We start from the raw sequence: 25,854 nt of genomic DNA, 5'->3' as shown, positions 1-25,854 counted from the left end.
GGCGGCGCTTCGGCGTCGCCAAATCCTTTTAACCGGGCTGCTCGCCGACGGCCAGCGGCAGCCGCACGGTGAATTCGGTGTGCCCGGGTGCGCTGCGCAGACCGATCGTGCCGCCGTGGGCTTTGACCACCGCTGAGACGATCGCCAGCCCCAAGCCGGTGCTGCCGCCCTTGCGGGACCGTGACGTGTCGCCGCGCGCGAACCGCTCGAACACCTCCGACTGCAGGTGCTCGGGAATTCCGGAACCGTTGTCGGTCACCGTCAGCGCGGCATGCGACCCGTCCGTGCTCAACCCGGTGGTCACCACAGTTCCCGGACCGGTGTGGACCCGGGCATTGGTGAGCAGATTGGTCACCACCTGGTGCAGCCGGGCCGCATCGCCGTCGACGATCACCGGCTGGTCGGGCATGTCGAGCTCCCATTGATGATCCGGGCCCGCGACGTGCGCATCGCTGACGGCGTCGAGGGCAACCCGCGACAGGTCCACCGGTTCGCGCTCCAGCGGCCGCCCGGAATCCAGCCGGGCCAGCAAAAGCAAGTCCTCCACGAGGCGGGTCATCCGCTCGGCTTCCGAGCGCACCCGGCTCATCGCGTGCGTCACCGCGTCGGTGTCGCCCTGGACTCGCTGCGCCAGTTCGGTGTAACCGCGGATCGCGGCCAGCGGCGTTCGTAGTTCATGACTGGCGTCGGCGACGAACTGACGCACCCGGGTCTCGCTGGCCTGCCGCGTGGATAGCGCGGCCGCGATGTGGTCAAGCATTCGATTCACCGCCGACCCGAGTTGACCGACCTCGGTGTGCGGGTTGGCGTCCGCTTCGGGCACCCGCACCGGAAGCGTTACTTCACCGCGGTCCAGCGGCAGGTCGACCACTTCGCCCGCGGTTTGCGCGACGCGCCGCAGCGGAGCGAAGGCTCGACGAATGATGACGACGCCGGCGGTCGTCGCGGCGGCCACCGCGATCACAGTCACCACCGCGAAGATCAGCAGCACCCGGATCATGGTGGCGTCCACGTTGTCCATGGACAGCCCGGTGACGATCACGTCGCCCCCGTGCCGGGCGGGCGTGGCCACCACGCGGTAACGGCCCAGCTCGTCAAGACTCCGCGTCACCGGGGCCCTGCCGGGAACGACGGCTTTCAGTTGCGCTTTGGCCCCGTCGGTCACCTCGGCAGTGGTGCCGGTGGTGGTCAGATATCCGGCGTCGATGGCGGTGTCGCCGCTGATGACGGCGGCAACCATGCCAACCGGTTGCCCCGGGGCGTCCAGGAAATCCGGGCCGGGCCCCGGTCGTAACGGGCGGTGATGCCGCCACGGCACCGGCATCGGCGGTTGGGCGAATATCCGCACCGAGCGGTGAGTGGCGTCGTGCAGCTGTGTGTCGAGTTGTCCGACCAGATATCCGTACAACGCCAGCTCGGTCACCGCGCCGATCCCGATGCAGGCGATGGCCAAGATGATGATCTGGCCGGCCAGCAGCCGAGCGCGCAGCGACCAGGCCCTAGCGGGCGGCTGGTTTGAGGACATAGCCGGCGCCGCGCAGCGTATGGATCATCGGTTCGCGCCCGTTGTCGATCTTCTTGCGCAGGTACGAGATGTACAGCTCGACGATGTTGGACCGGCCGCCGAAGTCATAGCTCCACACCCGGTCCAGGATCTGCGCCTTGCTCAGCACCCGTTTGGGGTTGCGCATCATGAACCGCAACAGCTCGAACTCGGTGGTTGTCAATGAGATTGGCTCGCCGGCGCGGGTGACCTCGTGGCTGTCCTCGTCGAGGACCAAGTCGCCGACGACGATCTGTGCGCCGCTGTCGACCGTGGTCACCCCGGTGCGCCGCAGCAGAGCGCGCAGCCGCAGCACCACCTCTTCGAGACTGAATGGTTTGGTGACATAGTCGTCGCCGCCGGCGGTCAGCCCGGCGATACGGTCTTCCACCGCGTCCTTGGCGGTGAGCAGCAGAACGGGCAGTTGCGGATTGTGTTCGCGCAGTGTGCGTAACACATCGAGCCCGCTCATGTCGGGCAGCATCACGTCAAGGACGACGACGTCCGGCCGCTGGTCTCGGGCAGCCTCCAGGGCCGACGCCCCGTCCCCCGCGGCGGAGCTGTTCCAGCCCTCGTAGCGCAGCGCCATCGACACCATTTCGGCGAGCACCGGCTCGTCGTCGACCACCAGGACATTGATCGGGTTGCCGTCGGCACGCCGCATCACGACGCGCTCGGCGGTCATCCGGTGATCGCCACTGGGTTGGCTCACAACTTCCCAGTATGCGCACCCGAATGGGCCAAAGCTATGCCAAAGCTATGCGCACACTGTGAAGCAGCTATCGATCAATACCAATAGCGCCTGCCGCCGACCGGCCGGCCGACGCTGCCCAGGATCCAAAACACTGCACCGATGACCAGCAAGATGATGCCGAGCACCCAGAGCAGGTGAATCCCGAATACAAATCCAAGGATGAGCAAGACGACACCGAGGACGATCATGACTACTCCATTCCGATGAGATGTTCGATGTTGATTGCGGGCATTGAACTGGGTTCCGGCAAATTACAAGTCACTTTCGGGTTGACGCCGCCATAGTTCAATGGACCTGCGAGAACGGTGAGCGCAATACTTCCACCTGTTGCGCAGGTGGTGTCTGAACCTTTGAAGTAATCGCGCTGCCAAGCCGCGACCACCCCAATAAGTAGCCAGACGAACACAATGACCCCGATGAGTCCGCCATATCGCATCGTGACCTCCATGTCCGGGGACCTAAATTGTGGTGAGAGGTTTACCCGGCCGGGGAATTCTCAAACCCGTCTACTGACGCGGTGTCAGTTTCTCCTCGGGGAGGGCTCTGGCGGGGCAGCGAGCGGCGATATTGCGGCGATATTGCGGCGTCGGGGCGGGCCGGTAGGATTCTCAAGTAGCACTGCGGTACCTGAAAAGATTGCGAAGTGTTGCATGACGAGAAAGATGCAATGACCGACACACTCTTTGCTGATGTCTCTGAATACCAAGTGCCGGTGGATGATTCGTATCCGTACCAAGTCCTGTCAATTCGGGTGTGCGACGGCACATATCGTGACCACAACTTCCCCGCCAACTATGCGTGGATGCGCGGGGCATTGGACAGCGGCCGGCTGACCTTCGGCATCGTATACACCTATGTCCGGCCGAACTGGCAGGCGAACGCCGACACGGTGCGCACGATGATCGACAGCCACGGCGGGCTGCACCCGCGGGTCGCGCTGATGCTCGATGTCGAGTCGGGCGGCAACCCGCCCGGTGACGGGTCGAGCTGGATCAACGCCCTGTACTGGAACCTCGCCGAGTACGCCGGCAGCCCGGCCCGAGTTATCGGTTACGCCAACAGGTACGACTTCTTCAACATGTGGCGCACCCGCCCGCCGGGCCTGCGGGTAATCGGCGCCGGCTACGGCTCGAACCCGAACCTGCCCGGCCAGATCGCCCACCAGTACACCAACGGGCAGGGGTACAGCCCCAATCTGCCGCAGGGCTGCCCGCCGTTCGGCCGCTGTGACATGAACTCAGCGGATGGAATGACCCCGCAGGAATTTGCCGCCGCGTGCGGTGTCACTGCGGAGGTTGGTCAGCTCACCGCTGCGCAGCAATGAAATCCGTTGGCGGCATGACTCCTTCGTCCGGGATGCTGCGGCCATAGCGCCCCAGCATCTCCGCCATCGTCGTTGTCGCCACCTCCCAGCCGTGCTCGCCCAGCCACTGGGCGACATCGGTTCGCTCCTCGCGGTACCACAGGTCTTCGGTGTCAGGGACTTCCGTGCCGACCAGCTTGGCCGCCGCGGCGCGGTAGCGCCCCGTCAGTTCACGCTGGCGGGCCAGTAGGCCGGGGTCGAGGAAATTTTTGGCCGGTGCGTTGACAGCCAGTCGACTGCCGGCGGGGCTCAGCGCATCGATGCGCTCGAACAGCAGATCCTGGGCCCACGCCGGCAGGTACCGAATCAGTCCTTCGGCTGACCAGGCGGTCGGTCGCGAAACGTCAAACCCGCCTTCTTGCAGTGCTGTTGGCCAATCTTGTCGCAGATCCACCGAAACGTTGACGACCAACCTCGACGTCGGACGCGCGCCTGATTGCCGCAAGGTGGCCGACTTGAAGTCGAGAACCTTGGCCTGGTCGAGTTCATACACCGTGGTGCCATCGGGCCACGGCAACCGCCAGGCTCGAGCGTCCAGGCCCGCCGCCAAGATCACCACCTGCCGAACACCGGAACTCGCGGCGTTCAAGAAGAACTCGTCGAAGAACGCCGTCCGCACGGCCATGAAGTCCACCATCACCTGCAGTCGGCTCTGCAATTCCGGGTCGGTGTCAAGCAGCTGCGCCCGCAGCGCCGGATCGGTGAAGACTCGCCAGGTTCCGTCGCCCGCCGCGTCGACGAACATCCGGGCGAAAGGGTCCCGGATCAGCGGGTTCTCGCTGGCGGTTTCTGCGGCGCGGGCCGCGGCCACACCCAGCGCCGTCGATCCCACACTCTCGGTGATGTCCCACGAATCGTTGTCGGTTCTCGGCACTTCGGTTCCTTCCATCGCTAAGCACAACGCTAAGGACGGTGCGCGGCCAGCCACTCGGAGGCCCGGCGCTTGGATGCCCGTGACAACCAGGCGTCTTGGATGAGCTCGGCCAGTTCGGTTCTGCTGATCTCGCCCAACCGGCTGGCCCGGATCAACACCGAAGGATGCTCGTCGAAGCGATCGGTGGTGAAGAACGGCGACTGCGGATCCTCGACCAGCGCCAGTTTGTCGCTCTCGGATTCCACCCAGATCATGATCACGTCAAAGTAGCGCTCCCCGGTGTCCGGGTCGGCGGCGTCGGGCTGCGGGGTGCGGAAGAACACGAACGACTTGCCGCCGACCTGGTAAATCGGGTTGCCCTTCGGCCCTTCGATACGCCGGGTATGCGGCATCGCGGCGGCGAGCTGGTGAACATCGCTGAGCCGAGCCGGTCGATCCGCCATCGGTCTAGGTGGCCAGCAGCTCTGCCATGGCCGGCATGATCGTCTGCAACGCCTTGAGCGGCCGCAGCATCACCTTGACCGACACGATCTGCCCCTCGTCATTCCAATGGATCATGTCGATGCCGTTGACGTAGATACCGTCGATGGTGGCGGCGAACTCGAGGATCGCGGACCGCTCACTGTACCAGTGCTCGATGTAGTGAAAATCGGTGTCGGCGAACACTTTCGCGGCCGCCCGCAGGTATGCGGCGGTCTTGTCGCGGCCTTCCTGCGGGGTGAAGACCGCCGGTGAATAGAACACCGCGTCTTGCGCAAGCAATGTTTCCAGCTCGTCGGTGCGCCCGTTCTCGACGATCTCGATCCAGCGTTCAATGACCGGTGGCGTCATACGGCGATCCTTGCAGACGGTAGCTTTTCCACCGTGGAGAACCTGGATGCGGTCGCGGGGTGGATGTCGCAGCAGGGGCTGGGTGAGGGCCCGCTGGAGGATGTCACCGAGCTCAGCGGCGGTACGCAGAACATCATGCTGCGGTTTACCCGGTCCGGGCGGTCGTATGTGCTGCGCCGCGGTCCGCAATTCCTGCGCCCACGCAGCAACACCGTGATCCTGCGCGAGACCCGGGTGCTGGCCGCGCTCGCCGGCAGCGACGTGCCGCACCCGAGGCTGATCGCCCGCTGTGAGGACCCCAGTGTGCTCGGCGACGCCGTCTTCTACTTGATGGAGCCCGTGGACGGGTTCAACGCCGGAGTGGAGCTGCCGGCGCTGCACGCCAACGATGCGAGCGTGCGTTTCGGCATGGGCCTGTCGATGGCCGACGCGCTGGCCAAGCTGGGCGCCGTGGACCACGAAGCCGTCGGCCTGGCCGATTTCGGGAAGCCGGAGGGTTTCTTGGAACGCCAAGTGCCACGGTGGCTTTCGGAGCTGGAGTCCTACAACGAGTTCGAGAACTACCCCGGCCCCGAGATTCCCGGCGTCGACGACGTCGCTAAATGGCTCGACGAACGCCGGCCGTCGCAGTGGAAACCGGGCATCCTGCACGGCGACTACCACGCGGCCAACGTGCTGTTTTCCCGCACCGGCCCGGAGGTGGCCGCGATCGTCGACTGGGAGATGAGCACCATCGGCGACCCGCTGCTGGATCTGGGCTGGCTGCTGGCCACCTGGCGCCAGTCCGACGGATCCAGCGTGTTCGGCCACACCCTCACCGAGGTGGGCGGGCTGGCCGACAGCGAGGACCTGATCGAGCGCTACGCGGCCAACACCACCCGCGACCTGTCGAACATCACCTGGTACCGGGTGCTGGCCTGCTTCAAGCTCGGCATCGTCATCGAGGGCACCCTGGCGCGGGCCTGTGCGGGCATGGCGCCGCGGGAGATCGGCGACCAACTCCACGCGGCGACGGTGAAGTTATTCGAGCAGGCGCTGGAATTGATAGAGCGTTGATCGACTTCGAGATACCCGCGGAACTGGCGAGGCTGCGCGACGAAATCAGGGCCTTCGTCGCCGAGCAGATCGTCCCCTACGAGTCCGATCCGCGCCTGACCCAGCACGGCCCCACCGACGACCTGCGCGCTGAGCTGGTGGAGCTGGCCCGTTCGGCGGGATTGCTGACGTTCCAGGCGCCCAAGCGATTCGGCGGCCGCGAGCCGTCGCATCGCGAGCAGGCCGTGCTGTTCGAGGCTGCCGGATGGTCGACGCTGGGCCCGGTCGCGCTCAACTGCGCCGCACCCGACGAAGCCAACATGTATCTGCTGGGCAAGATCGCCAACGCCGAGCAAGCCGAGCAGTTCCTCGTCCCGGTCATCGAGGGCCGGCAGCGGTCGGTGTTCGCGATGACCGAGCCCGGCGGCGCCGGTTCGGATCCCAACCAGCTGGCCACCACCGCCGAGTTCGACGGCAGCCACTACGTCATCAACGGCCGCAAGTGGTTGATCACCGGCGCGCACGGCGCGCGGACATGGATCATCATGGCCCGGGCTCCCGACGGCCCGACGCTGTTCCTGTGTGACGGCAGCACCCCGGGGATAGAGATCGAGCGGGTGATGTCGACGATGGACCGCAACTACGTGGAAGGGCACGGCGTGGTGCGGTTCACCGATGTGCGGCTGCCGGCGTCGGCGGTGCTCGGGGAGGTCGGGCAGGCGCTGCGTTACGCGCAGCTGCGGCTGGCGCCGGCCCGGCTGACGCACTGCATGCGGTGGCTGGGCGCCGCAACGCGGGCACAGTCGATCGCGGTGGCGCACGCCCGGGAGCGCACCGCGTTCGGCAAGCCGCTCGGCGAACACCAGGGCGTGAGCTTCATGATCGCCGACAACGAAATCGCCTTGCAGCAATGCCGACTGGCGATCTGGTGGGCGTGCTGGACTCTGGACAACGGCAGCAAGGGACGCCATGAGAGCTCGATGGTGAAAGCCTTTGTGTCCGAGGAGCTGTTCAAGGTCGCCGACCGCTGCGTGCAGATCCTCGGCGGCATCGGGATCTCGGACGAAACTCCGGTCGGGATGATCTTCTCCGACATGCGGGCGTTTCGCCTTTACGACGGCCCGACCGAGGTACACAAATACGCCATCGCCCGGCAGGTGTTGCGCTCGCCTTGAGGCTATTCGGCGGTCGTCGGCACGTCCGCCAGCGCGTCGTCCAAGCTCATGTACAGCGAGAAAACCTTGTCCAGGTCGGTCAACTGAATCGGCCGGCGGGTGGCCGGGCGGTCCGCTACGACGGCCACCTGCGTCGATTTGCTGACTTTCTCCTGAGTGGCCACCAGGATCCGCAGACCGGAGGAGGCCAAAAAGTCGACCGCGGACAACTCGATGACGAGCACCGTCGGGTCCCCGGCAAGCGCTTCGGCAATGGCCGCTTCGAAAGCCGAAGCGGTGCTCAGGTCGATTTCACCGGCCGCACTGACCACGGCGACGCCGTCAGTGCGGGTCACCGAAGTGCTGAGTAAGTCCGGAGGAGACAACGACCGTCCTTATCTGGCGTCGCAATGCGGGCCGCGAGTAGGGTCCCCAACCGGAACTCGCTGCCGCGAACTGTCAGAAATAATACTTCACCTTTGCCGCCTGGACCTCGGTTACGCTTGGCTATTGCTTGCGGGCTTCCGCCGGCTTGTGGTGAGAACCGGGAGGTTCGATGACGGATCCGTCAACAAGCCTGGCAACCGCCGGCTTTTCCGGTCAGTCGGTGAGCATCTCCAGCGAGGGTTTGCTGCCGCAGCTGGTTCAGCACCTGCGCCAAAACCGCACCGCGCTGCGTGAGGAATGGGCCCGCCGCATCACCGAAGCGGAATTATTGACGGCGATGACACCCGAGGAGTTGTTCTCCGAGGCAACCGCCGTGTACGACAACTACGTCGAAGTGCTCGAAACGGGAAGCGTTGAGGCACTGCAGGCCTACGCGCGTGACCTGTCCGAACGCATCATCCCGCGGGGCGTGGAGACCGACGAGGTCGTCGGCATCGTGCTGCTGCTGCGCGACGTCCTGGCGCGCTCGCTGTTCTCCAAGTACCAAGGCGACTTCGAGATGCTCAACCGAGTGCTCGACGCCTACGAGCCGGCCGCCAACCGAATTGCCAACACGGTGGCCGTGAGCTTCGTCCAGGAACGTGAACGCATCATCCGTCAGCAGCAGGAAGCCATCCGGGAGCTGTCGACTCCGGTGTTGCAGGTGCGCGAGCAGTTGCTGATCCTGCCGATCATCGGCGTGCTGGACAGTCAGCGCGCCCGGCAGCTCACCGAGCAGCTGCTGCGGGCCATCCGGGCCAACCGCGCCAAGGTGGTTGTCATCGACATCACCGGTGTGCCCACCATCGACTCCACGGTGGCAAACCACTTGGTGCAAACCGTCGACGCCTCCGGGCTGATGGGCGCCAACGTGATCATCACCGGCCTGTCCTCGGAAATCGCACTGACACTGGTGACCATCGGACTGGATCTGTCGAAGATGAATGCCGTCGGAGACCTGCAGGGCGGCATCGAGGAAGCCGAGCGGCTCTTGGGCTACGAAGTCACCCGCACCGGCGAGCAGAGCGGGTGAGCACAAAGATCACGAGCGCCGCATGCCAGTACCTATTCTGAAGCAGGGCGCGATCCTCATCGCCTCGGTGCAGGCCGCGCTCACCGACTCCGATACCGAACGGCTCCGCCAGGATCTGATGGAGCGGGTCAGCCGGTTCCGTGCGCAGGGCATCATCGTCGACGTCACCGCGATCGATGTGATGGACTCGTTCGCCGCCCGATCGCTGCGCACCATCGCGCACATGACCAGGCTGCGTGGCGCGGACACCGTCATCGTGGGCCTGCAACCGGAAGTGGCGTTCGCCATGGTGCAGCTGGGGCTGGCGTTCGACGACATGTACACAGCGCTGGATTTGGAGGAGGGCCTTGCGCTGCTGAACCGGCAACTGGCACTGCGGAAATCGATCGGACCCGACGGTGTCGGATGAGCTCGGGGTGGACCTGAAACTCGACATAGTCAGTTCGGACGACATCGTCACCGCGCGCCAAGCGGGACATCAGCTGGCCCAAGAGCTCGGGTTCTCACTGACCGATGTGACCATGATCGCCACAGCAATTTCCGAGGTTGCCCGCAACATCACCAGCTACGCCGGTCGCGGCGAGGTCCGGGTCGCGGTGGTCGACCGGGACGGCCGCCAAGCGCTGGTGGTGCGCGCCCAAGACGAAGGCCCGGGCATCGCAAATGTGGAAAGAGCGCTCGAGGATGGGTATTCGACGGGCCGTGGGCTGGGTATGGGACTGCCGGGAGCCCGGCGGCTGATGGACGGATTGATCGTCGAGTCCAGCCCCGGCCAGGGAACGATTGTCGAGATGTGGAAATGGATTCCGTCGGATGGATGAGCACGGCTGGCTCGGCCCGCTGGAGTGGGCGGCGACGTCTCGCCCGCGGCAGGGCGAGCACGTTTGCGGCGACCGTCAGATCGCGGTCGAGGTAGACGGAGCGGGGGCACTGGTCGGCGTGCTGGACGGTCTCGGTCACGGCGCAGACGCCGCAGATGCAGCACTTTGCGGGGTGCAAGTCCTCACCGACGCACGCACCGAGCCGGTCGAGGTCTTGGTGCAGCACTGCCACCGCGCGCTGTCGGGCACCAGAGGCGCGGCGATGACCCTGGCGCGAATCGATTTCGCCGCCGGCATGCTGCAGTGGATCGGGATCGGCAATGTCCGCGCCAGCCTGGTGGCCAAAAGCCCGGGTGGTGTCGAGGTACGTTCGTCAGCGCGCCTCACCGGCGGGATCGTCGGATATCGGGTGCCGGAAGTTTTGTCGCCGCAGGAGGTTTCGATCCGACCGGGCGATCTGCTCGTCATCGCCAGCGACGGCATCACCGACGACCACCTCGACGACATCGACTTCGCCGCCCCCAGCCGCGTCATCGCCGATCAGATCCTCGCCCATCACAGCAAGCAGACCGATGACGCGCTGGTGCTTGCCACTCGCCATCGGGGCACCGCAGGATGACCCGCGCCAACGACTTCCATCGCGAGTACGCAGCCGCTCTGCGTACGTATCTCGAAGACCGCAAGGTCGCAAGCCTGGCGGTCGGCGAAGAACTGGGTCGTCGCGCGCTGCAGCAACAGATCAGCACGCTGGAGATCATCGAAAGACACTTCCGGCTGGTCAACGAGGACCTGGCACGACACTCGGAGGTAGATCGGTCCGCGGCGCTGGAGTTTCTGTTGCAGACGCTGACTCCGCTCGATGTCGCAAGCCGTGGGTTTCTGGACGGCACACGGCGTTACGAGGAACAGCGGGCCCGCGCTGAAGATCTCGCCGATCGCGACGAGTTTCGCACCGCGTTGGTGAATTCTCTGCAGGAGGGCTTCTTCGTGGCCGACGACCACGGCGCGGTCGTCGAAATCAACGACGCCTTCACCAAGATCACCGGGTTTTCGACCGACGGCCTGCCGTACCAATTTCCGCACCCGTGGCTGGTCGACAAGAAGGCGGCCGCTCAGCAGCAAGAACGCCTGGCCACCGAACCCCAGGTCCAATACGAGACTCCGATCCGGCACCGCGCCGGGCACCTCGCGTGGGTGGCGGTGAACATCAGCAGGGTCGTGGCAGAGGGCCCCGACGGTGACGTGTACGTGGGAACCATTCGGGACATCACCGCCGAGCGCGCCTTCGCTGCCCGGGAAAGTGCGGTCCTTCGGCTGGCGACGGCTGTGAGCGTGGCCAAGAGCATGACCGAGGTGTTGTCGATCACCTTCGACGAGTGCCGGACGGCTCTCGATGTTTCACGGGTGGTGGCCGCGATCTGGACCGACGACAGCATCGAGCCGACCGTGATGTCGGCGGGTGAACCTGCCGTGTCGACGTGGCGTGGGCTCGATCCGTTGCTGCAGCACACCTTTCAGGATGCGCGCCGCCAGTTGCCGCTCACCGTGCAAACCGTCGAATGGGCCGACACGCCGGGCCAGTCACGCGGAATCGTCGCAGTGCTCTCCGGTGCCGGCGACGTCGCGTTGTGGCTGGAGCTTCGGGCGCCGCGCCGAATCAGCGCTGAAGACCGGGTGCTGGCCACGGTGCTGGTGGGTCACCTCGGGCTGGCGATCCAGCATGTGCGCCAGTTCGAAAGCGCCCGCGAGACGTCACTGACGCTGCAGCGCACGATGCTGCCGTCGCTGGATCCCCCGCAAGGTTTCGCTGTTCGCTACGAACCGGCTGTGCCGCCCCTGCAGATCGGCGGCGACTGGTACGACGTGCTGCCGGTGGGCGAACACGAGATGGGCATCATCGTCGGCGACAGTGTCGGGCGTGGGCTGTCGGCCGCAGCGGTGATGGGTCAGCTGCGCAGTTCGGCGCGGGCGCTGTTGCTGACTGGAGTCGAACCGGCGATGCTGCTCGAGCAACTCGACGCGGCGGCTCAACGGATTCCGGATGCCTTCTGCGCCACCGTGTTTCTGGCGATCCTGAACACCGAGTCCGGTGAGTTGCGCTACAGCAGCGCCGGACACCCGCCGGCTGTGCTCGCCGCACCGCAAGGAGATGCGACACTGCTGACCCAAAGCCAGTCGGTGCCACTTGCAGTGCAGCGCAGGGGGCGCCGACCCCAGGCATCGGCGGTGATGGTGCCCGGATCGACATTGATGCTCTACACCGACGGGCTCGTGGAGCGGCGGGACACCTCCATCGACGACGGGATTTCCCGTGTCGCCCAGGTTGTGGTGAAGGGGAGCAATTTGTCCGCCGACGAGGTCGCCGACGCCGCCCTTGCCGAGATGGCACCGCCAAATGGATACGACGATGACGTGGCGATTGTGGTCTACCGCAGACCGTACAGCCCGCTCGTCATCGAAACCGATGCGCTACCAACTGAATTAGCCGATATCCGGCACCGACTCACCACCTGGATGCGCCAATCCAACGTTCCGGAGGAGTTGGGCGTCGACGTCATCTTGGCGGTCAGCGAGGCATGCGCCAACAGCATCGAACACGGTTACCGCGATCAGCGGCCCGGCAAGGTCCGCGTCGATGCCGGTTTCGACGGCGCGCAGGTGTGGGTCCGGATCACCGATTCGGGCTCGTGGAAGCCCGCGCCCTCGCCGGGCAACCGCGGGCGCGGGCTGCTGCTGATCCGGTCGGTCAGCGACTGGTTGGAGCTTGACTGCACGCCGTCGGGGACTACGGTCGATATGACCTTCAAAGTGCCGTCATCGTAGGAGCCTTGTTGTGGCACGACAGTTTGTCGAGACCATCGTCGACGCCGACGCCGCACGGCTTCTCGAGGTGTTCAAGGATCTGCACCGCCACCCCGAGCTGAGCTTTCGGGAGACCCGCACCGCCGGAATCGTCGCCCAGGCACTGAAAGAACAGGGTTTCACGGTGACGACCGGGATCGGCGGCACCGGGGTCGTCGCAATCCTGCGCAACGGAGCCGGCCCCACCGTGATGTACCGCGCCGACATGGATGCACTGCCGGTCGAAGAAGCCACCGGCCTGGACTACGCGAGCACGGTGCGGGTCACCCGAGACGACGGCACCGAATCACCGGTGGCGCATGTGTGCGGTCACGACGCGCACGTGACGTGGATGCTGGGGCTGGCCAAGGTGCTGGCGCAGACGAAGGACGAGTGGTCGGGCACGGCGGTGCTGATCGGGCAGCCGGCCGAGGAGCTGATCGGCGGCGCGCAGGCCATGGTCGACGACGGCCTCTACAACCTGGTGCCCAAACCCGATTTCTTCATCGGCATGCACACCGCGCCCGCTCCGGTCGGCATGGTGCTGGCCGCCGGCGGCCCGCGAATGGCGGGCACCGATCAGCTCGACATCGTGTTCACCGGCGTCGGCGGTCATGGTGCGCTGCCCCAGTTGGCCAAGGACCCGGTGCTGATGGCCGCGCTGGCCGTCGTCGAATTCCAGACGATCGTCAGCCGAACCGTGGCGCCGCAGGAGACCGCGGTGCTGACGGTCGGTGCGCTGCAGGCCGGCTCGAACCACAACGTCATTCCCGACCGGGCGTTGCTGAAAGCCAATCTGCGATGGTTCAACCCGCAGGTGCGCGAACAGTTGATCGCCGGGGTCAAGTCGGTAAGCGAAGGCATCGCCCGCACCTACGGGATGCCCGAGGACCAGTGGCCCGCGATCACGGTGAAGGGCGGATCGCCGCCGCTGGTGAACGACGACGCGCTCGCCGAGCGGGTGGCCGCGGCACTCAGCGAGGTGCTCGGCCCGCAGAACGTGCTGACCCAGGTGCCGGCGGTGACCGCCTCGGAGGACTGCCATCTACTCAAAGGCCCGCACACCGATGTGCCGCTGTGCTTCTTGATGGTCGGTGTCGCCGACCCGCAGGTGTGCGCCGAAGCGTGGGCGGCCGGCAGGCTGTTCCCCTATTCACCGCACAGCCCTGACTACGTCGTCGACCTGGCCGCCATCCCGGCAGGGGCAAAGACCGCCAGCCACGTGATGCTGGAGTTGCTGGGTAGTTAAGCGCGCCGTTTTTCCGCGATTGCGTGTGCGACGGTTGGCAAACCGCGTACCTTCCATGTCGTGCAGGAGGACCGACGGTTCGTCGCGAGCATTTCAAACGAATAAGGGAGTCGGGCATGACATTCGCGCGAATTTCCACCATTGGCATGATCGCCGCCGCGATCGCCGCACCCACTGCTCAAGTCGTATACGCCGATCTGGCTCTGACGTCTACCAACGGTCCGCTGTTGGGCAGCGAAACCGCGATCATCCTCGGTGGAACCACCGAACCGACGCCGTCGGTCGACTTCGCGCGGACCGCCGAGGAGTTGTATCTGAACCCGCTGGGTTTCAACGGCGGCTCAACCGACTCAATCGTCTGTTACATGGACGGCACCGACCCGTGCAGCGCACCGCTGCAGGTGCTGACCACACCCGAGCTGATTCAGCAGGGACCGAGCAGTTTGACCGCCGCGTCGGACATCGTTCTGGCGGTGCGGAACCAGTTCGACGCGAACCCGGGTGCGTTCGATGCCGAGCATCCGCTGACGATTTTCGGGTATTCGCAGAGCGCAACCGCCGAGTCGATCGCCATGAGCCGGCTCGCAGAACTCGGTATCCCCACCGATTCGCTGCACTTCGTGTTCATCGGCGATCCCTCCACCCCGGACGGCATCTGGCAACACCTGGAATCGGCCATGGACCAGACGCTCGGCTCGGAATTCACGGACTGGATTCTCAACACTTTCCAGATGAACGAGGTCCTCGGCAGCCTGACACCGAATGACCTGTACCCGGCAACCATTTACGATCTGCCCAGCGATCCGGTCTCCAACTTCGTAGACGTCTTCGAGGAAAAGGGCCTGTTCGGCGCGATGTTGGACATCCTCTGGCCGCATGTGTGGTACCTGGGGTTGACGCCGGATCAGATCGCCGACGCGACAATCACGACCGACGGCGCCCTGACCTACGTCGACATCGACGAGACGGGCATCAACGGCCTGCAAGCGTGGCTCGACGCGGTGTTCTTCGGCGGCGCCGCCAACAGCGGGCTGCTGGACAGCTTGTTCGACTCGCTGCAGCTGCTGTTCACCGGCTCGTACGCGCTCTGAGCGCCCGAAGAGATTGGAACCCTTCCTACGACGATCGACCCACCGCGCGCCGCGAGAATGGGTCAATCACCGGATGCGGCCGTTGTCCTGGCTTCCTAGCATTGCGGACATCTGCGACCATCGGGGTTCGACATGACCACACAGCACATCGAGACGCTGATCATCGGAGCGGGGCAGGCCGGCCTGTCGACCGGATATCACCTGCAACGCAGGAACCGACCGTTCTTGATCGTCGATGCGAATGAGCGCGTAGGAAACAACTGGCGCAGGCATTACGATTCGCTCCGACTCTTCACGCCAGCCAAGTACAGCGGGCTGCCGGGTATGGCATTCCCGAGCCAGGACCGGTGGCGCTGTCCGACCAGAGACGAGGTTGCCGAGTTCCTCGAGCGCTACGCGATCGAGTCGAATCTGCCGGTGCGGATGAGCACACGGGTGGACCGGCTGACTAAGCGGCCGCAAAACGGCTACGCCGCGTTCATCGGCGACGAAACCATAACCTGCGACAACGTTGTAATCGCGACCGGTACGTTCGGTCAGACGCCAGGGCTTCCGGACTTCGCTACAAAGCTGGATCCGACTATCCGGCAACTACATTCGAGCCAGTATCGGCGCCCACAACAGCTACAACCGGGCCCGGTGCTGGTCGTGGGCGCCTCGCATTCGGGCACCGATATCGCCTACGAGGCGGCGCTGACACACCCGACGATCCTATGTGGGCGCGACTGCGGGCAGATTCCGGTGCACTGGGACTCGCGCAGCATCCGCATAGCATTACCCGTAATACTCTTCACATGGCGTCACGTCCTCACGAGAAGGACACCGATCGGCCGAAAGGCGATGCGGCACATCCGCTTCCACGGTGGACCGATGCTCCGGATCCAGCGTGAAGATCTGGCAGCGCGCCGCGTGCAGCGCCACACAGCTCGCGTAACGGGCGTGATCGACGGCCGGCCGGCGCTGGACGACGGCACCGTCATGAACGTGCGAAATGTCGTCTGGTGCACCGGGTTCAAACAGGTTTTCGACTGGATCGATATACCCATCTTCGGGCCCGATGGCTGGCCACGGGAATACCGCGGAGTATGCGCCGACGCGCCCGGGCTGTTCTTCTGCGGGTTGAGTTTCCAGTACGCGTTCAGCTCGATGGTGTTCTCTGGCGTCGGCCGCGATGCAGAGTATGTCGCCCGCAAGATCGCGATGCGCGCGAGGCCAAAACGTGACGACCGCGGCGTCTCCCCGAGGACCGGGTCGCTGTTTGCCTGACGACGACCGCCAGCGCGTAACCTCATCCCCGAGCAAAGTCGCCGTTCCAGGGAGTGATGCGCGGTGGGCGTCGTTGATGACCTGCTCGCGGCGCGCGAGGTCTATGAGCGTGGTGAATGGGTGGCGGCCTACGAGGCCCTATCGGGCCTGGACAGGACCGGTAAGGACGACGCGGCCACGTGGAGGGCGAAGACTTTGTACGCCTTGCGACGGCCGCTTACCTGACCGGCGGGCACAACGACTGCATTCAGGCCCTGCAACGCGCCTACCAGATCAATCTGGATGCCGACGACGGTCTCGGCGCGGTGAGGTGTGCGTTCTGGCTGGCGATGGTGCTAACCAACGCCGGCGAGTCGGCGGTCGGCGGCGGCTGGGTGGCTCGCGCGCAACGGTTACTCGAAGACGCGCCGGGCGATGTGATCGAACGCGGTTATGTGCTGATCCCGGTAATGATGCGCCACATCTTCGCGGCAGAGTTCGCATCGGCACAGAGCTGCGCGGTAGAAATCACAGATTACGGACGCCGGTTCGGCGACGCCAACCTTGTCGCGATGGCTGTCATGCCGCAGGGCCGGCTTGCCATGTACTCCGGGCGTGTTTCCGAGGGGCTGGCCCTGCTGGACGAGGCGATGGTGTGTATTGCGACGGGCACGGTGTCGCCCGTCTTCGCCGGCCAGGTTTACTGCTCGATGATCGAAGCTTGCCAGGAGATTTCGGATTTCGGCCGGGCTGCCGAATGGACGGTGGCTTGACCAATTGGTGCGACGAGCAGCCGGGCCTGGTCCCGTTCACCGGCCAGTGCGCTGTGCACCGCGGCCAGATCATGAGGTTGTACGGCGCATTCGACGACGCGCTTCAGGAGTTCGGCCGCGCCACCGAGCGCTACCTCGAGGCGAACACCATCCAGGCGGCTGGGCTTGCACTGGCCGAAAGCGGTGACGTGCTGCGTATCCGTGGACAGTTCGATGCGGCCGAAGCGACCTTCACACAGGCGCGCGAATACGGGCACGAGCCGCAGCCGGCCCTGGCGCTGCTGTGGCTCGCCCGGGGTCGCGTCGCTGCCGCGGTCGCGGCGATCACACGACTCCTGGCCGAACCGCGCGACCCCGTGCACCGTTCGCAGTTGCTGCCAGCGGCAGTGGAGATCCTGCTGGCCGGAGAAAAGACAGACCTCGCCGCAGAGGTCAGCTCCGAACTATTCCAGATCGCGAGCGATTTCGGCTGCATAGCACTACGCGCCATGGCAGGCCGCGCCGCCGGTCACGTCGCACTGATGCGCGGCGACCACGCCGCTGCGATCCCGGAACTTCGACGCGCCGGTCAGCTCTGGAAAGAGCTCGGCGCACCCTACGAAGCCGCGCGATGCGCTCTGCTGCTCGGTCGGGCGCTGCGCGCGCTGGGCGACGAGGATTCGGCGGTGGCCGAGCTGACCGCAGCACATGACAGCTTCGCCCGCCTCCACGCCGAACCCGCCGAACGGGAGGCCGCGGCCCTGCTGCATCCGGGTGCCCCTGGGGGACTGAGTGCCCGGGAAGTCGAGGTGCTGCAGTTGGTGGCCGCGGGCAAGACCAATCCCGAAATCGCGGCGGCGCTGTTCCTGAGCGAGAAAACCGTCGCGCGACATCTGTCGAACATCTTCGCCAAGATCGACGTCAGCTCCCGCACTGCCGCCGCCGCGTCGCTTTCGAGCACCGATTGGTTTGACGCGGGTACGCGGCTGCACTAGGGACAGTCGCCAACTCAATTGGCCGGCCAGATTCCCGGATTGCTCGGCGACGGGCCTGGGCTGATCGCTGCGGCGCAGCAAAAGTTGTGTCAGGACACCTTGGGACACTGACATCCTGACACGGAAAGTGTGCCTGACCTGCCGATTTTGATGTCTAGTGTACTTTACTAGATAATGTCTAGTGCGCTAGACTACTCTTCATGGTGAAGGAGGAGCCAACCCGACAGGTCATCAAGCGGCTCAAGGATGCAGGCTTCACCCGCATCAGCACAGACGGCCGCCACTCCAAATGGCAGCACCCGACCGGTGTATGGGTCCCGCTCCCCGATACCCACCGCATGATCAGTCCGGGCGTCGTCCGCAAGATCAACCAAGCCATCCAAGAAAGCGAGGAACGCAAGTGACACACACTTACAAAGTCAACGTCACCCGCGACGGCCGCTGGTGGATGATCGACATACCCGAAATCGACCAACTCACCCAAGCCCGCCGCATCAACGAAATCGAAGACCAAGCGCGTAGTCTCATCGCCATCAGCACCGACACGCCACTCACCGACATCGACGTCGACATTACGATCGAGGTCACCGGCATCGGCGACATCGCCAAACGCGCACGCGACATCAACCGACGGCGCTGCGAAGCGCTGAAAGCGACCGAAGAAGCACAACGCGAAACAACCCACTACATCCAGCAACTGATGCGTGCCGGCATCACCGTACGCGACGCCGGCACGCTACTGGACTTCTCACCGCAGCGCATCAGCCAGATTGTGCATTCCGAACACATCGACGCCTAAATAGTTGTCGAGGACACCGGCAGTCCAAAACATCAAAATGATTTTGCCCAGCGACCTGGGCGGAGGGTGATGTCGCATCCAGCTTCCGACTGATGGGATTCCGAGGTTCCCAGAACCCAGACGGCCCATGGAATGTCCGGCCGTTGACTACATGGAGTGTCAAGGATCAGCCGAAGTAACTGTCAACCATCAGCCGAAACACTGTCAGGCATCAGCCGAAGACGCAAAGTCAAGTATCACCCGAGGTAACACACTGGTAGCGGCGCGCCCGAAGAGATTCGAACTCCCAACCTTCTGATCCGTAGTCAGATGCTCTATCCGTTGAGCTACGGGCGCTTGTGTTCAGTTGTGGTCTATATCATCCGGCGGCGACCCGCTGCGCCCGGCTTCGCCGCGCTTGCGATCGCCACGTGGCGGAGGCGAGAGGATTTGAACCTCCGGTCCCCGGTAAAGGGGACAACTCATTAGCAGTGAGTCCCATTCGGCCGCTCTGGCACGCCTCCTTGGATTTCTGAGGGTACCGGACCTGCCCCGACCTCCGGGCGGGTCACGGAACCGCCGCGGAGCACAGCGTACACAGTCGTTTCATATGCTGTCGAAATGACCGCCCGCCTCCGCCCCGATCTGGCCGAGGTGGCCCCCTATGTCGAGGGTAAAACGATCCCGGGCACGATCAAGCTGGCCAGCAACGAGACCGTGCATGGGCCGCTGCCCAGCGTGCGGGCGGCCATCGCCGAGGCCGTCGACGAGGTCAACCGCTACCCCGACAACCACAACGTCGAGCTTCGGTCGCGGCTGGCGCAGCACCTGGACTGCGGCTTCGCCCTCGAGCACATCGCCGTCGGCTGCGGTTCGGTGACGCTGTGCCAACGGCTGGTCCAGGCCACCGCGTCGGTCGGCGACGAGGTGCTCTACGGGTGGCGCAGCTTCGGGATGTATCCACTGCAGGTGCGGGTCGCCGGCGCGAACCCCGTCGAGGTCCCGCTGTGTGACGACACCTACGACCTGTACGCCATGCTCGCCGCCGTCACCGACCGGACCCGGCTGATCTTCGTCTGCAATCCGAACAACCCGACGTCGACGGTCGTCGAACCTGATGCGCTGGCCCGGTTCGTCGAGGCGGTGCCCTCCGACGTCCTGATCGCCATCGACGAGGCCTACGTCGAATACATCCGCGACGGCATGCTGCCCGACAGCCTGGGGCTGGTCCGGTCTTATCCCAATGTGGTTGTCCTGCGTACATTTTCGAAGGCCTACGGGCTGGCCGGGTTGCGGGTGGGGTATGCGGTCGGCGACCGGGACGTGATCGCCGCCCTGGACAAGGTCGCGGTGCCGTTCACCACGACCAACGTCTCGCAAGCGGCGGCGATCGCCTCGCTGGACGCCGCCGACGAACTGATGGCCCGCACCGACGCGGTGGTTGCCGAGCGAGCGCGGGTTTCTGCCGCGCTGCGCGACGCCGGTTTCACGCTGCCGCCATCACAGGCCAACTTCATCTGGCTGCCGTTGGGCGAGCGCAGCACGGATTTCGTGGAGCAGGCCGCGCAGGCCAGGATCGTGCTGCGGCCTTTCGGCAACGACGGTGTGCGAATCACGATCGGTGCGCCCGAGGAGAACGACGCCTTGTTGAAGTTCGCGCAGGGCTGGCTGAAAAGGAGTGATTCATGAGCGAGAGCTTGGCCCGCAAGAAGTTCACCGAGTTCAAGGAGCGCACCGGCCCGATCAGCGACGCCGAACTCGACGACTACTGGGCGAGTCTGCCGCCGGCGAGCATCGACGACATGCTCGGCGAGTGGAAGGGCGGCGAATTCGTCACCGGCCACCGGATGAATGGTCAGCTGGAAAAAGCCCGCTGGTTCGGCAAGACCTTCAAGTCGGCCACCGACGTGCAGCCGCTGGTGTGCCTCGACGACGACGGCAACCGCTTCTCCAACGTCGAGATGGGCAAGGGCGAAGCCAGCCTGTGGCTGGAGGAGTTCCGCGGCGAGGTGACGGCGACCATGGTTTACGACGGCCAGCCGGTGCACGACCACTTCAAGAAGATCGACGACACCGCCGTGATGGGCATCATGAACGGCAAAGGCGTCGTTGTTGACGGTCGCTACTTCTACTTCTACCTCGAGCGGGTTTAGGCACCTCCACGCACGCCCGCGCCAAACTCGCCAAACTCGCGTTCGCCGTAGGGACTTTCGGCCCTAGCCCACGGTGTGGGCCGCCCGCGAGGCTTCGGTTCTGGTGTGGGTCGGGTACAACAACTGGAGAGCGGGGTGGGCTTGTGGTCTACACGCCCGAGCCCGTGTCGGCACGCGAATTCCCCGATGTCGAGGTGTTTTCCCGTGGCCGGGTTCCGGCCTGGGAGGCCGATCGGGCGGCGCGTGCGGTGGGCCGTGTGTTAGCGCATCGCGGCATCACCGGTGGTGCGCGGGTGCGGCTGACCACGGCGAATTGCCCGGATGGGCCGATGCTGGTGCAGGTCAACCTGCGGGTGCGGGACACCCCCGTGCGGGTGCAGGCGGTCACGGCGGGTCGCGATGACTTGCCGACGGCGTTGATGCGACTAGATCGCCAGATCGTGCGGGTATGGTCACCGTGGCGGCCTCGGCCCTGGCCCGATCGGACTCGCCGGATTCTCTGGGCGACCGGCGAGGAGGTGATCGCCCGCCGTAAAGGCTATGCGCTGCGGCGGATGACACCGTTGGAGGCGGTGGCTGTGATGGATGCGATGGATTACGACGTGCACCTGTTCACCGATATCGAAACCGGCGAGGACGCCGTTGTGTATCGCGGCGGCCCGTCGGGGCTGCGGCTGGCCCGTCAGCTGCACATGTATCCGCCGGGCTGGTCGTGGTCGGCGCCCACAACACGCCCACCGGTGCCGCTGATTGTGAATTCGCGCCCGACACCCACGCTCACGGAGGCTGCCGCGATGCACCGGATGTGTGCGCACCACTTGCGGTTCGCGTTTTTCACCCACCCAGACAGCGGCCGCGGCCGGCTGCTGTATCCGCGCTACGCCGGCAACCTCGGATTGATCACCTCGATCGACGACTCCGATGAGGAGGGTGCATCGTGACCAACAGCCCCGAAAGCACCGACGCGAGGGCGCCGCATCAGACCGTCGAGCTCGACCGCGTCGAGGCGATGCGATTGCTGGCCAGCGTCTCCTACGGGCGGGTGGTCTTCACCCGCGATGCGCTGCCCGCGATCCGCCCGGTCAACCACCTCGTCGATTCCGGTCAGGTGATCCTGCGTACGCGGGTGAGCGCCACATTGTCCACCACGCTGCGATCAAGCCCCGATTCGGGCGTGGTGGTGGCCTACGAGGCGGACGACCTCGACCCGCAGCGGCGAACCGGCTGGAGCGTCGTTGTCACCGGGCTGGCCACCCCGATCACAGACCCCGATCGGATCGCGCGCTACGAACAACTGCTGCAGCCGTGGGTGAACATGGCGATGGACACCGTGATCGCGATCGACCCCGAAATCGTCACGGGCATCCGCATCGTTGACGGCAGCGCACAGCAAACCGCCGTCACCGGCTAGCACAAGTGGTGCTCTTCGACTAGCGACTTCTGACCTTTTCTAGCAATGACTTACGACGAGTCCGCGGGGCCGTCCGGCCGTCGTGCGCAGCGGCTCCGGCGATGGACTCTGCGTATGTGATACACGAACACCGGGGTAGCTGGCTACCGGACGGCGTGTACGGTGCGGCTGATCCCAGCTTCGCCTGCGCCATCCGCTGCTTTGCCGGATTGTTCCCGAGCCGCCGACTCGGCGGCGGCTCGCTCTCGGTATACCTGGATGGTTGGCCGGTTGTCGATGTGTGGACCGGGTGGGCCGATCGCGATGGCAGTGTGCCGTGGTCCGCCGACACCGGCGCCACGGTGTTTTCGGCGACCAAAGGCCTTACCTCCACCGTCATCCACCGGCTTGTCGACCGCGGATTGCTGGCCTACGACGCGCCCGTCGCCGAATACTGGCCGGAGTTCGGCGCAAACGGCAAGTCCGCCATCACCATTGGCGACGTCATGCGCCACCGCGCCGGCCTGTCACATCTCGACGGCGCCACCGCCGCCGATTTGATGGACCACCAGCTCATGGAGGCCCGGCTGGCAGCAGCGCCGGCGGGGCGGTTGCTGGGTAAGCCCGCCTACCATGCCCTCACCTACGGGTGGTTGATGTCCGGTCTGGCACGCGCAGTGACCGGCAAGGGAATGCGTGAGCTGATCCGCGTAGAGCTGGCCCAGCCGCTGAACACCGACGGTCTGCATCTGGGCCGACCACCAGCTGAATCACCGACCCAGACGGCGCACATCATCGCCCCGCAGAGCAGCAAGGCAAACCCGCTGTTCAACTTCGCAGCACCGAAGCTCGCGAAGTTGCCCTTCTCGGCTGCGTTCGGCGCAATGTACTTCCCCGGCATGAAAGCCTATGTCCAAGGCGACATCCCAATGCTCGACGGCGAGGTACCGGCCGCTAACGGGGTGTGCACCGCACGCGCACTGGCGCGGCTCTACGGTGCGATCGCCAACGGTGGCCGAATCGACAAAACCCAGTTCCTGTCGCCCGAACTGGTCAGCAGGCTGACCGGCAAGCCCAGCCTGAGGCCCGACCGCAACCTCTTCCTACCCCTGGCCTGGCACATGGGATATCACGCGGTACCTCTGCCCGGCGTGCTGCCGGGATTCGGCCACGCCGGCATGGGCGGATCGATCGGCTGGGCCGACCCGTCCAGCGGAATGGCGTTCGGCTTCGTGCACAACCGGTTGCTGACTCCGATGGTCTTCGACCAAGCCACGTTCATCGGATTGGGCGCACTGCTGCGACGCGGCGTCGCCGCGGCCCAAAGGTACGGCTTTCACATCGTGCCCGACCTCGGAGCGCCCTATCCCCAGCCCGCCGACGGCCGCCACCGGATCGACCCTCATTGCCACCGCAGATCCTCATCCAGTTGCTGAGCGTGTCTGTCACGTTGCTCCGCCGAGCGAGTATCAATCGTGACTTCTTGCCAGTACGCCGGACTGTAGAGATGAATGTCATTGCCACTGACGATCTTTAGCACGCCGCCCGTGAGAATTTCATAGGCGGCATCGTCTGGATACTCGTCATCCTCGTTGCGATCTTGAACCTGTATCCACATTTTCATGGTCGGGAAGCGGTCCTCTACATCGGCGGCGAATCCGGGTCTTGACGCTACCGCCCCGATGGCCGCATGCCCGGAGTCGCAGGTCCCGTTCATCTGTGCCAGAAGTCCCCACAAGGCGACCAACGTCCCGAACGGCAGCGACTTCGGGCCCTGCCGCGCTTCGGCCAGGTGATCCGATACCCGTGCGATGAACTCGTCTCAGCTGCCGGCTTGCGCCGCGATGTGCTTTCAGCGGCTGCACCAGACGATTGATCACGATGCTCCTTCTGGGGGCGGTGCGATCGGTTCACCGGATCAGCCCAACTCCTTGAATCTGCACACTTTTGCCGTCGCTGGCCACCTGCGCGCCGAATTGGTCGACGAGCCACAGGTTTGTCTCGAGGTGAGCACTGGTGCGCGGCACGATGTAGCTCGAACTGCCGTGGGCCAGCGCGCAGAACAGTACGAGTTGATCGGCCAGGTGACGATCCACCGTCGCCGCACTGCGCACGTCTTCGAGGAACGTCGCCGCGACGTAGCGGCCGATCTGTTCCGACGATCGGCGATACGTTGCGGCCCGGTCGGCACCGAGTCGGCTCCCGGTGCTGCTGGTCGCCCATATCGCCAGGCACGCGCCGGGATTGGCCGCGGTGACATCCTCGACGCGGTCGATGGCGCAGGTCATCCCCCCGGCTTGGATCTGCGCCTCACATGCCGATGCCATGCGCCGGCTCACTTGTCGGTCCGCCAGGTGGCTGGACAATGCGACGCCGTGAACGTCGCGAATCTGACCGGGGGCGTTGAGTTCCAGCGCGTCGAGTCCAGTACGCCTGGGTGAGACGGTCAGTTCGATGATGCCGCCGCCTGCCGGCAGGTACCCGGGCCGGATGACGTCGAGCGACACGTCCACCCCCATCGATTTGAGCAGCGGGGCGAGCACATGTTGCATGTGAAACGGTGACGGGGCGAAGTCTTGAATCAATCCGCCTGTGATGCGCGCGCGTACCGGCGCAGCGGCGAAGCATGCCACCGGCAGCACTCCCAACGCCAGCATGGTGGCCGAGCCCGAAGTGCCGATGTCCCATTCGAAGCTCCCGCCGCGGATATCCGGTCCGGGGATGAAATCGAATGCGCGGCTACCGACTTCGACCCCATCGACCGTCGCTCCGCACAGCTGCGCACAGGCCTGCACGTTCGTCATGTGTTGGGGTCGCAGCCCGGGTTGGGGGCGTTTCTGCCGAGCGTTGACGACGCGGACCGGCTCGCCGCGCAGCGCCGCCAACGCCACCGCGTAGCGGACGATGGTGCCGCTGCCGGACATCTGCGCGCCGTCAATGGTGATCACTGGCGACCCTGTCTACCGTTCGGCTCATGGAGCGGCCCCGGAGTCGGCTGGGATCCATCTCCGGGGCCGCAGGGAAACAGGCTCAGCTCGCGGCTTGCACCGGAACATGCTTCTCGGCCGGGGCAGCCCGTTCGGGAACGGCGACGTCCACGGTCAAGATGCCCTTGTCGTAGGTGGCCTTGATGTCTTCCTCATTGGCGCCCGCCGGCAAGGTGACCGACCGGAGGAACGAGCCGTAGGAGAATTCCGAGCGGCCCTTGTTTTCCTTCTTTTCGGTGCGTTCGGCCTTGATCGTCAACTGGCCGTTGCTCACCGTGATGTCGACATCCTTGTCCGGATCGATGCCGGGAAGCTCGGCCCGCAGCAGGTAGTGGCCGTCGGCCAATTCGTCTTCGATCCGGATCATGTGGGTGTCGAACAGCGGACGCAGGCTTGCCGCCCATGACGGAAAGCCGGTAAACATGTCAGACCAATCCGGCAGCCAGGACCCCGGCTGCCTGCGACGAGCGAGAGTCGACATGAGATCCTCCTTGATATCGGGTTGTCGTTGTGGGAGTTACCGTTTCCATCCTTCGCTT

General features: G+C 65.1%; 31 protein-coding genes and 2 tRNA genes. 20 read left to right on the top strand and 13 right to left on the bottom strand.

Going from position 1 to position 25,854, the window contains the following annotated elements; genetic code table 11:
- Positions 1-28: 28 nt before the first annotated feature.
- The 4 genes from MSP7336_RS06505 to MSP7336_RS06495 form a co-directional block, all read right to left on the bottom strand.
- Positions 29-1,525, bottom strand: a complete 1,497-nt coding sequence (locus tag MSP7336_RS06505; protein WP_069397364.1) for a sensor histidine kinase — start codon at positions 1,523-1,525, stop codon at positions 29-31.
- Positions 1,500-2,207 carry a response regulator transcription factor gene (locus tag MSP7336_RS06500; protein ID WP_069397391.1) on the bottom strand — a complete coding sequence of 236 codons (708 nt, stop codon included), beginning with the start codon at positions 2,205-2,207 and terminating at the stop codon, positions 1,500-1,502. Before MSP7336_RS06500 ends, MSP7336_RS06505 begins: the two co-directional genes overlap by 26 nt.
- A gap of 122 nt (positions 2,208-2,329) precedes the next feature.
- A complete protein-coding gene (locus tag MSP7336_RS23740; protein ID WP_181786604.1) occupies positions 2,330-2,485 on the bottom strand; it encodes a DUF6131 family protein in 156 nt (51 codons plus the stop codon).
- Positions 2,486-2,487: 2 nt separating this feature from the next.
- Complete coding sequence (locus MSP7336_RS06495; RefSeq protein WP_069397363.1) at positions 2,488-2,745, bottom strand: hypothetical protein; 258 nt, start codon at positions 2,743-2,745, stop codon at positions 2,488-2,490.
- Positions 2,746-2,964: 219 nt separating this feature from the next.
- Between MSP7336_RS06495 and MSP7336_RS06490 the strand changes: the two genes are divergently transcribed.
- The gene (locus MSP7336_RS06490; RefSeq protein WP_069397362.1) at positions 2,965-3,621 is read left to right on the top strand and encodes a hypothetical protein; all 657 of its coding nucleotides are present in this window, start codon (positions 2,965-2,967) and stop codon (positions 3,619-3,621) included.
- Here the strand turns inward: MSP7336_RS06490 and MSP7336_RS06485 are convergent.
- Genes MSP7336_RS06485 through MSP7336_RS06475 form a run of 3 tightly spaced genes read right to left on the bottom strand, consistent with a single transcriptional unit; the run spans position 3,602 to position 5,365 of the window.
- Positions 3,602-4,534: a class I SAM-dependent methyltransferase gene (locus tag MSP7336_RS06485; protein ID WP_113964801.1), complete on the bottom strand. Its 933-nt coding sequence runs from the start codon at positions 4,532-4,534 to the stop codon at positions 3,602-3,604. The genes MSP7336_RS06490 and MSP7336_RS06485 overlap by 20 nt on opposite strands.
- Positions 4,535-4,563: 29 nt before the next feature.
- Entirely contained in the window at positions 4,564-4,977 is a 414-nt protein-coding gene (locus MSP7336_RS06480) for an MmcQ/YjbR family DNA-binding protein (protein WP_113963323.1), read from the bottom strand.
- A gap of 4 nt (positions 4,978-4,981) precedes the next feature.
- A complete protein-coding gene (locus MSP7336_RS06475) occupies positions 4,982-5,365 on the bottom strand; it encodes a nuclear transport factor 2 family protein (RefSeq protein WP_113963322.1) in 384 nt (127 codons plus the stop codon).
- Between the two features lie 63 nt (positions 5,366-5,428).
- Between MSP7336_RS06475 and MSP7336_RS06470 the strand changes: the two genes are divergently transcribed.
- Positions 5,429-6,421: a phosphotransferase family protein gene (locus MSP7336_RS06470; protein ID WP_113964800.1), complete on the top strand. Its 993-nt coding sequence runs from the start codon at positions 5,429-5,431 to the stop codon at positions 6,419-6,421.
- Entirely contained in the window at positions 6,418-7,575 is a 1,158-nt protein-coding gene (locus MSP7336_RS06465) for an acyl-CoA dehydrogenase family protein (RefSeq protein ID WP_113963321.1), read from the top strand. The genes MSP7336_RS06470 and MSP7336_RS06465 overlap by 4 nt, the downstream gene beginning before the upstream one ends.
- A 2-nt stretch (positions 7,576-7,577) precedes the next feature.
- Here the strand turns inward: MSP7336_RS06465 and MSP7336_RS06460 are convergent, their stop codons facing one another.
- Complete coding sequence (locus MSP7336_RS06460) at positions 7,578-7,910, bottom strand: STAS domain-containing protein (protein ID WP_372507687.1); 333 nt, start codon at positions 7,908-7,910, stop codon at positions 7,578-7,580.
- Between the two features lie 200 nt (positions 7,911-8,110).
- Here MSP7336_RS06460 and MSP7336_RS06455 point away from each other — a divergent pair, with 200 nt between their 5' ends.
- The 12 genes from MSP7336_RS06455 to MSP7336_RS06405 all read left to right on the top strand — a co-directional run bounded on the left by MSP7336_RS06455 (position 8,111) and on the right by MSP7336_RS06405 (position 18,806).
- Positions 8,111-9,013 (top strand): STAS domain-containing protein, encoded by a 903-nt coding sequence (locus MSP7336_RS06455; protein WP_069397356.1) that lies wholly within the window; start codon positions 8,111-8,113, stop codon positions 9,011-9,013.
- Positions 9,014-9,035: 22 nt separating this feature from the next.
- On the top strand, positions 9,036-9,422 hold the full coding sequence (locus tag MSP7336_RS06450) for an STAS domain-containing protein (protein WP_069397355.1): 387 nt from the start codon (positions 9,036-9,038) through the stop codon (positions 9,420-9,422).
- A 7-nt stretch (positions 9,423-9,429) separates the two neighbouring features.
- The gene (locus MSP7336_RS06445; protein WP_113964799.1) at positions 9,430-9,834 is read left to right on the top strand and encodes an anti-sigma regulatory factor; all 405 of its coding nucleotides are present in this window, start codon (positions 9,430-9,432) and stop codon (positions 9,832-9,834) included.
- Positions 9,827-10,453 carry a SpoIIE family protein phosphatase gene (locus tag MSP7336_RS06440; protein WP_113963320.1) on the top strand — a complete coding sequence of 209 codons (627 nt, stop codon included), beginning with the start codon at positions 9,827-9,829 and terminating at the stop codon, positions 10,451-10,453. The genes MSP7336_RS06445 and MSP7336_RS06440 overlap by 8 nt, the downstream gene beginning before the upstream one ends.
- Positions 10,450-12,657, top strand: a complete 2,208-nt coding sequence (locus MSP7336_RS06435) for a SpoIIE family protein phosphatase (protein ID WP_113963319.1) — start codon at positions 10,450-10,452, stop codon at positions 12,655-12,657. Before MSP7336_RS06440 ends, MSP7336_RS06435 begins: the two co-directional genes overlap by 4 nt.
- A gap of 10 nt (positions 12,658-12,667) precedes the next feature.
- On the top strand, positions 12,668-13,924 hold the full coding sequence (locus MSP7336_RS06430; protein WP_113963318.1) for an amidohydrolase: 1,257 nt from the start codon (positions 12,668-12,670) through the stop codon (positions 13,922-13,924).
- Positions 13,925-14,040: 116 nt separating this feature from the next.
- Entirely contained in the window at positions 14,041-15,015 is a 975-nt protein-coding gene (locus MSP7336_RS06425; protein ID WP_244917430.1) for a PE-PPE domain-containing protein, read from the top strand.
- A gap of 132 nt (positions 15,016-15,147) precedes the next feature.
- A complete protein-coding gene (locus MSP7336_RS06420) occupies positions 15,148-16,281 on the top strand; it encodes a flavin-containing monooxygenase (protein ID WP_113963317.1) in 1,134 nt (377 codons plus the stop codon).
- 179 nt (positions 16,282-16,460) lie between these two features.
- On the top strand, positions 16,461-17,033 hold the full coding sequence (locus MSP7336_RS24150; RefSeq protein WP_244917429.1) for a hypothetical protein: 573 nt from the start codon (positions 16,461-16,463) through the stop codon (positions 17,031-17,033).
- Entirely contained in the window at positions 17,030-18,007 is a 978-nt protein-coding gene (locus MSP7336_RS24145) for a helix-turn-helix transcriptional regulator (RefSeq protein WP_232321098.1), read from the top strand. The genes MSP7336_RS24150 and MSP7336_RS24145 overlap by 4 nt, the downstream gene beginning before the upstream one ends.
- A 200-nt stretch (positions 18,008-18,207) precedes the next feature.
- Positions 18,208-18,411, top strand: a complete 204-nt coding sequence (locus MSP7336_RS06410) for a type II toxin-antitoxin system HicA family toxin (RefSeq protein ID WP_069397350.1) — start codon at positions 18,208-18,210, stop codon at positions 18,409-18,411.
- Positions 18,408-18,806 carry a hypothetical protein gene (locus tag MSP7336_RS06405; protein ID WP_084226558.1) on the top strand — a complete coding sequence of 133 codons (399 nt, stop codon included), beginning with the start codon at positions 18,408-18,410 and terminating at the stop codon, positions 18,804-18,806. The genes MSP7336_RS06410 and MSP7336_RS06405 overlap by 4 nt, the downstream gene beginning before the upstream one ends.
- 263 nt (positions 18,807-19,069) lie before the next feature.
- On the opposite strand, the gene MSP7336_RS06400 is transcribed toward MSP7336_RS06405, so the two are convergent.
- Together MSP7336_RS06400 and MSP7336_RS06395 are read right to left on the bottom strand one after the other, a co-directional pair.
- Positions 19,070-19,142: transfer RNA gene (locus MSP7336_RS06400), tRNA-Arg, on the bottom strand.
- 75 nt (positions 19,143-19,217) lie between these two features.
- A tRNA-Ser gene (locus MSP7336_RS06395) sits at positions 19,218-19,309 on the bottom strand.
- A gap of 97 nt (positions 19,310-19,406) precedes the next feature.
- Here MSP7336_RS06395 and hisC point away from each other — a divergent pair.
- The 5 genes from hisC to lipL all read left to right on the top strand — a co-directional run bounded on the left by hisC (position 19,407) and on the right by lipL (position 23,764).
- The gene (gene hisC, locus MSP7336_RS06390; protein ID WP_069397349.1) at positions 19,407-20,474 is read left to right on the top strand and encodes a histidinol-phosphate transaminase; all 1,068 of its coding nucleotides are present in this window, start codon (positions 19,407-19,409) and stop codon (positions 20,472-20,474) included.
- Positions 20,471-20,938 carry a DUF4334 domain-containing protein gene (locus tag MSP7336_RS06385; RefSeq protein ID WP_069397348.1) on the top strand — a complete coding sequence of 156 codons (468 nt, stop codon included), beginning with the start codon at positions 20,471-20,473 and terminating at the stop codon, positions 20,936-20,938. The genes hisC and MSP7336_RS06385 overlap by 4 nt, the downstream gene beginning before the upstream one ends.
- Positions 20,939-21,081: 143 nt before the next feature.
- On the top strand, positions 21,082-21,879 hold the full coding sequence (locus tag MSP7336_RS06380; RefSeq protein ID WP_113963316.1) for a sigma 54 modulation/S30EA ribosomal C-terminal domain-containing protein: 798 nt from the start codon (positions 21,082-21,084) through the stop codon (positions 21,877-21,879).
- Entirely contained in the window at positions 21,876-22,349 is a 474-nt protein-coding gene (locus tag MSP7336_RS06375; protein ID WP_069397347.1) for a pyridoxamine 5'-phosphate oxidase family protein, read from the top strand. Before MSP7336_RS06380 ends, MSP7336_RS06375 begins: the two co-directional genes overlap by 4 nt.
- 101 nt (positions 22,350-22,450) lie before the next feature.
- Entirely contained in the window at positions 22,451-23,764 is a 1,314-nt protein-coding gene (gene lipL / locus MSP7336_RS06370; protein ID WP_113963315.1) for an esterase/beta-lactamase LipL, read from the top strand.
- Here lipL and MSP7336_RS06365 read toward each other — a convergent pair.
- The 3 genes from MSP7336_RS06365 to MSP7336_RS06355 form a co-directional block, all read right to left on the bottom strand.
- Positions 23,731-24,066 carry a hypothetical protein gene (locus MSP7336_RS06365; protein ID WP_244917428.1) on the bottom strand — a complete coding sequence of 112 codons (336 nt, stop codon included), beginning with the start codon at positions 24,064-24,066 and terminating at the stop codon, positions 23,731-23,733. The two genes, lipL and MSP7336_RS06365, sit on opposite strands and share 34 nt — an antisense overlap.
- A gap of 172 nt (positions 24,067-24,238) precedes the next feature.
- On the bottom strand, positions 24,239-25,276 hold the full coding sequence (gene rtcA, locus MSP7336_RS06360) for an RNA 3'-terminal phosphate cyclase (protein ID WP_113963314.1): 1,038 nt from the start codon (positions 25,274-25,276) through the stop codon (positions 24,239-24,241).
- An 82-nt stretch (positions 25,277-25,358) separates the two neighbouring features.
- Positions 25,359-25,796: an Hsp20/alpha crystallin family protein gene (locus MSP7336_RS06355; RefSeq protein WP_069397345.1), complete on the bottom strand. Its 438-nt coding sequence runs from the start codon at positions 25,794-25,796 to the stop codon at positions 25,359-25,361.
- Positions 25,797-25,854: the final 58 nt, after the last annotated feature.

Origin of the sequence: Mycobacterium shimoidei, assembly GCF_900417275.1 — a bacterium.
Lineage (GTDB): Bacteria > Actinomycetota > Actinomycetes > Mycobacteriales > Mycobacteriaceae > Mycobacterium > Mycobacterium shimoidei.
The sequence above is the reverse complement of the archived record's forward strand: the minus strand, read 5'-3'. Positions and strand labels throughout refer to the sequence as shown.

Excerpts from the sequence above, each read along its gene's own strand:
- MSP7336_RS06505 (WP_069397364.1), bottom strand. The coding sequence starts at position 1,525 with ATGTCCTCAAACCAGCCGCCCGCTAGGGCCTGGTCGCTGCGCGCTCGG.
- MSP7336_RS06500 (WP_069397391.1), bottom strand. The coding sequence starts at position 2,207 with ATGCGGCGTGCCGACGGCAACCCGATCAATGTCCTGGTGGTCGACGAC.
- MSP7336_RS23740 (WP_181786604.1), bottom strand. The coding sequence starts at position 2,485 with ATGATCGTCCTCGGTGTCGTCTTGCTCATCCTTGGATTTGTATTCGGG.
- MSP7336_RS06495 (WP_069397363.1), bottom strand. The coding sequence starts at position 2,745 with ATGGAGGTCACGATGCGATATGGCGGACTCATCGGGGTCATTGTGTTC.
- MSP7336_RS06490 (WP_069397362.1), top strand. The coding sequence starts at position 2,965 with ATGACCGACACACTCTTTGCTGATGTCTCTGAATACCAAGTGCCGGTG.
- MSP7336_RS06480 (WP_113963323.1), bottom strand. The coding sequence starts at position 4,977 with ATGGCGGATCGACCGGCTCGGCTCAGCGATGTTCACCAGCTCGCCGCC.
- MSP7336_RS06475 (WP_113963322.1), bottom strand. The coding sequence starts at position 5,365 with ATGACGCCACCGGTCATTGAACGCTGGATCGAGATCGTCGAGAACGGG.
- MSP7336_RS06470 (WP_113964800.1), top strand. The coding sequence starts at position 5,429 with ATGTCGCAGCAGGGGCTGGGTGAGGGCCCGCTGGAGGATGTCACCGAG.
- MSP7336_RS06455 (WP_069397356.1), top strand. The coding sequence starts at position 8,111 with ATGACGGATCCGTCAACAAGCCTGGCAACCGCCGGCTTTTCCGGTCAG.
- MSP7336_RS06450 (WP_069397355.1), top strand. The coding sequence starts at position 9,036 with ATGCCAGTACCTATTCTGAAGCAGGGCGCGATCCTCATCGCCTCGGTG.
- MSP7336_RS06440 (WP_113963320.1), top strand. The coding sequence starts at position 9,827 with ATGGATGAGCACGGCTGGCTCGGCCCGCTGGAGTGGGCGGCGACGTCT.
- MSP7336_RS06435 (WP_113963319.1), top strand. The coding sequence starts at position 10,450 with ATGACCCGCGCCAACGACTTCCATCGCGAGTACGCAGCCGCTCTGCGT.
- MSP7336_RS06425 (WP_244917430.1), top strand. The coding sequence starts at position 14,041 with ATGACATTCGCGCGAATTTCCACCATTGGCATGATCGCCGCCGCGATC.
- MSP7336_RS06420 (WP_113963317.1), top strand. The coding sequence starts at position 15,148 with ATGACCACACAGCACATCGAGACGCTGATCATCGGAGCGGGGCAGGCC.
- MSP7336_RS06410 (WP_069397350.1), top strand. The coding sequence starts at position 18,208 with ATGGTGAAGGAGGAGCCAACCCGACAGGTCATCAAGCGGCTCAAGGAT.
- hisC (WP_069397349.1), top strand. The coding sequence starts at position 19,407 with ATGACCGCCCGCCTCCGCCCCGATCTGGCCGAGGTGGCCCCCTATGTC.
- MSP7336_RS06385 (WP_069397348.1), top strand. The coding sequence starts at position 20,471 with ATGAGCGAGAGCTTGGCCCGCAAGAAGTTCACCGAGTTCAAGGAGCGC.
- lipL (WP_113963315.1), top strand. The coding sequence starts at position 22,451 with ATGGACTCTGCGTATGTGATACACGAACACCGGGGTAGCTGGCTACCG.
- MSP7336_RS06355 (WP_069397345.1), bottom strand. The coding sequence starts at position 25,796 with ATGTCGACTCTCGCTCGTCGCAGGCAGCCGGGGTCCTGGCTGCCGGAT.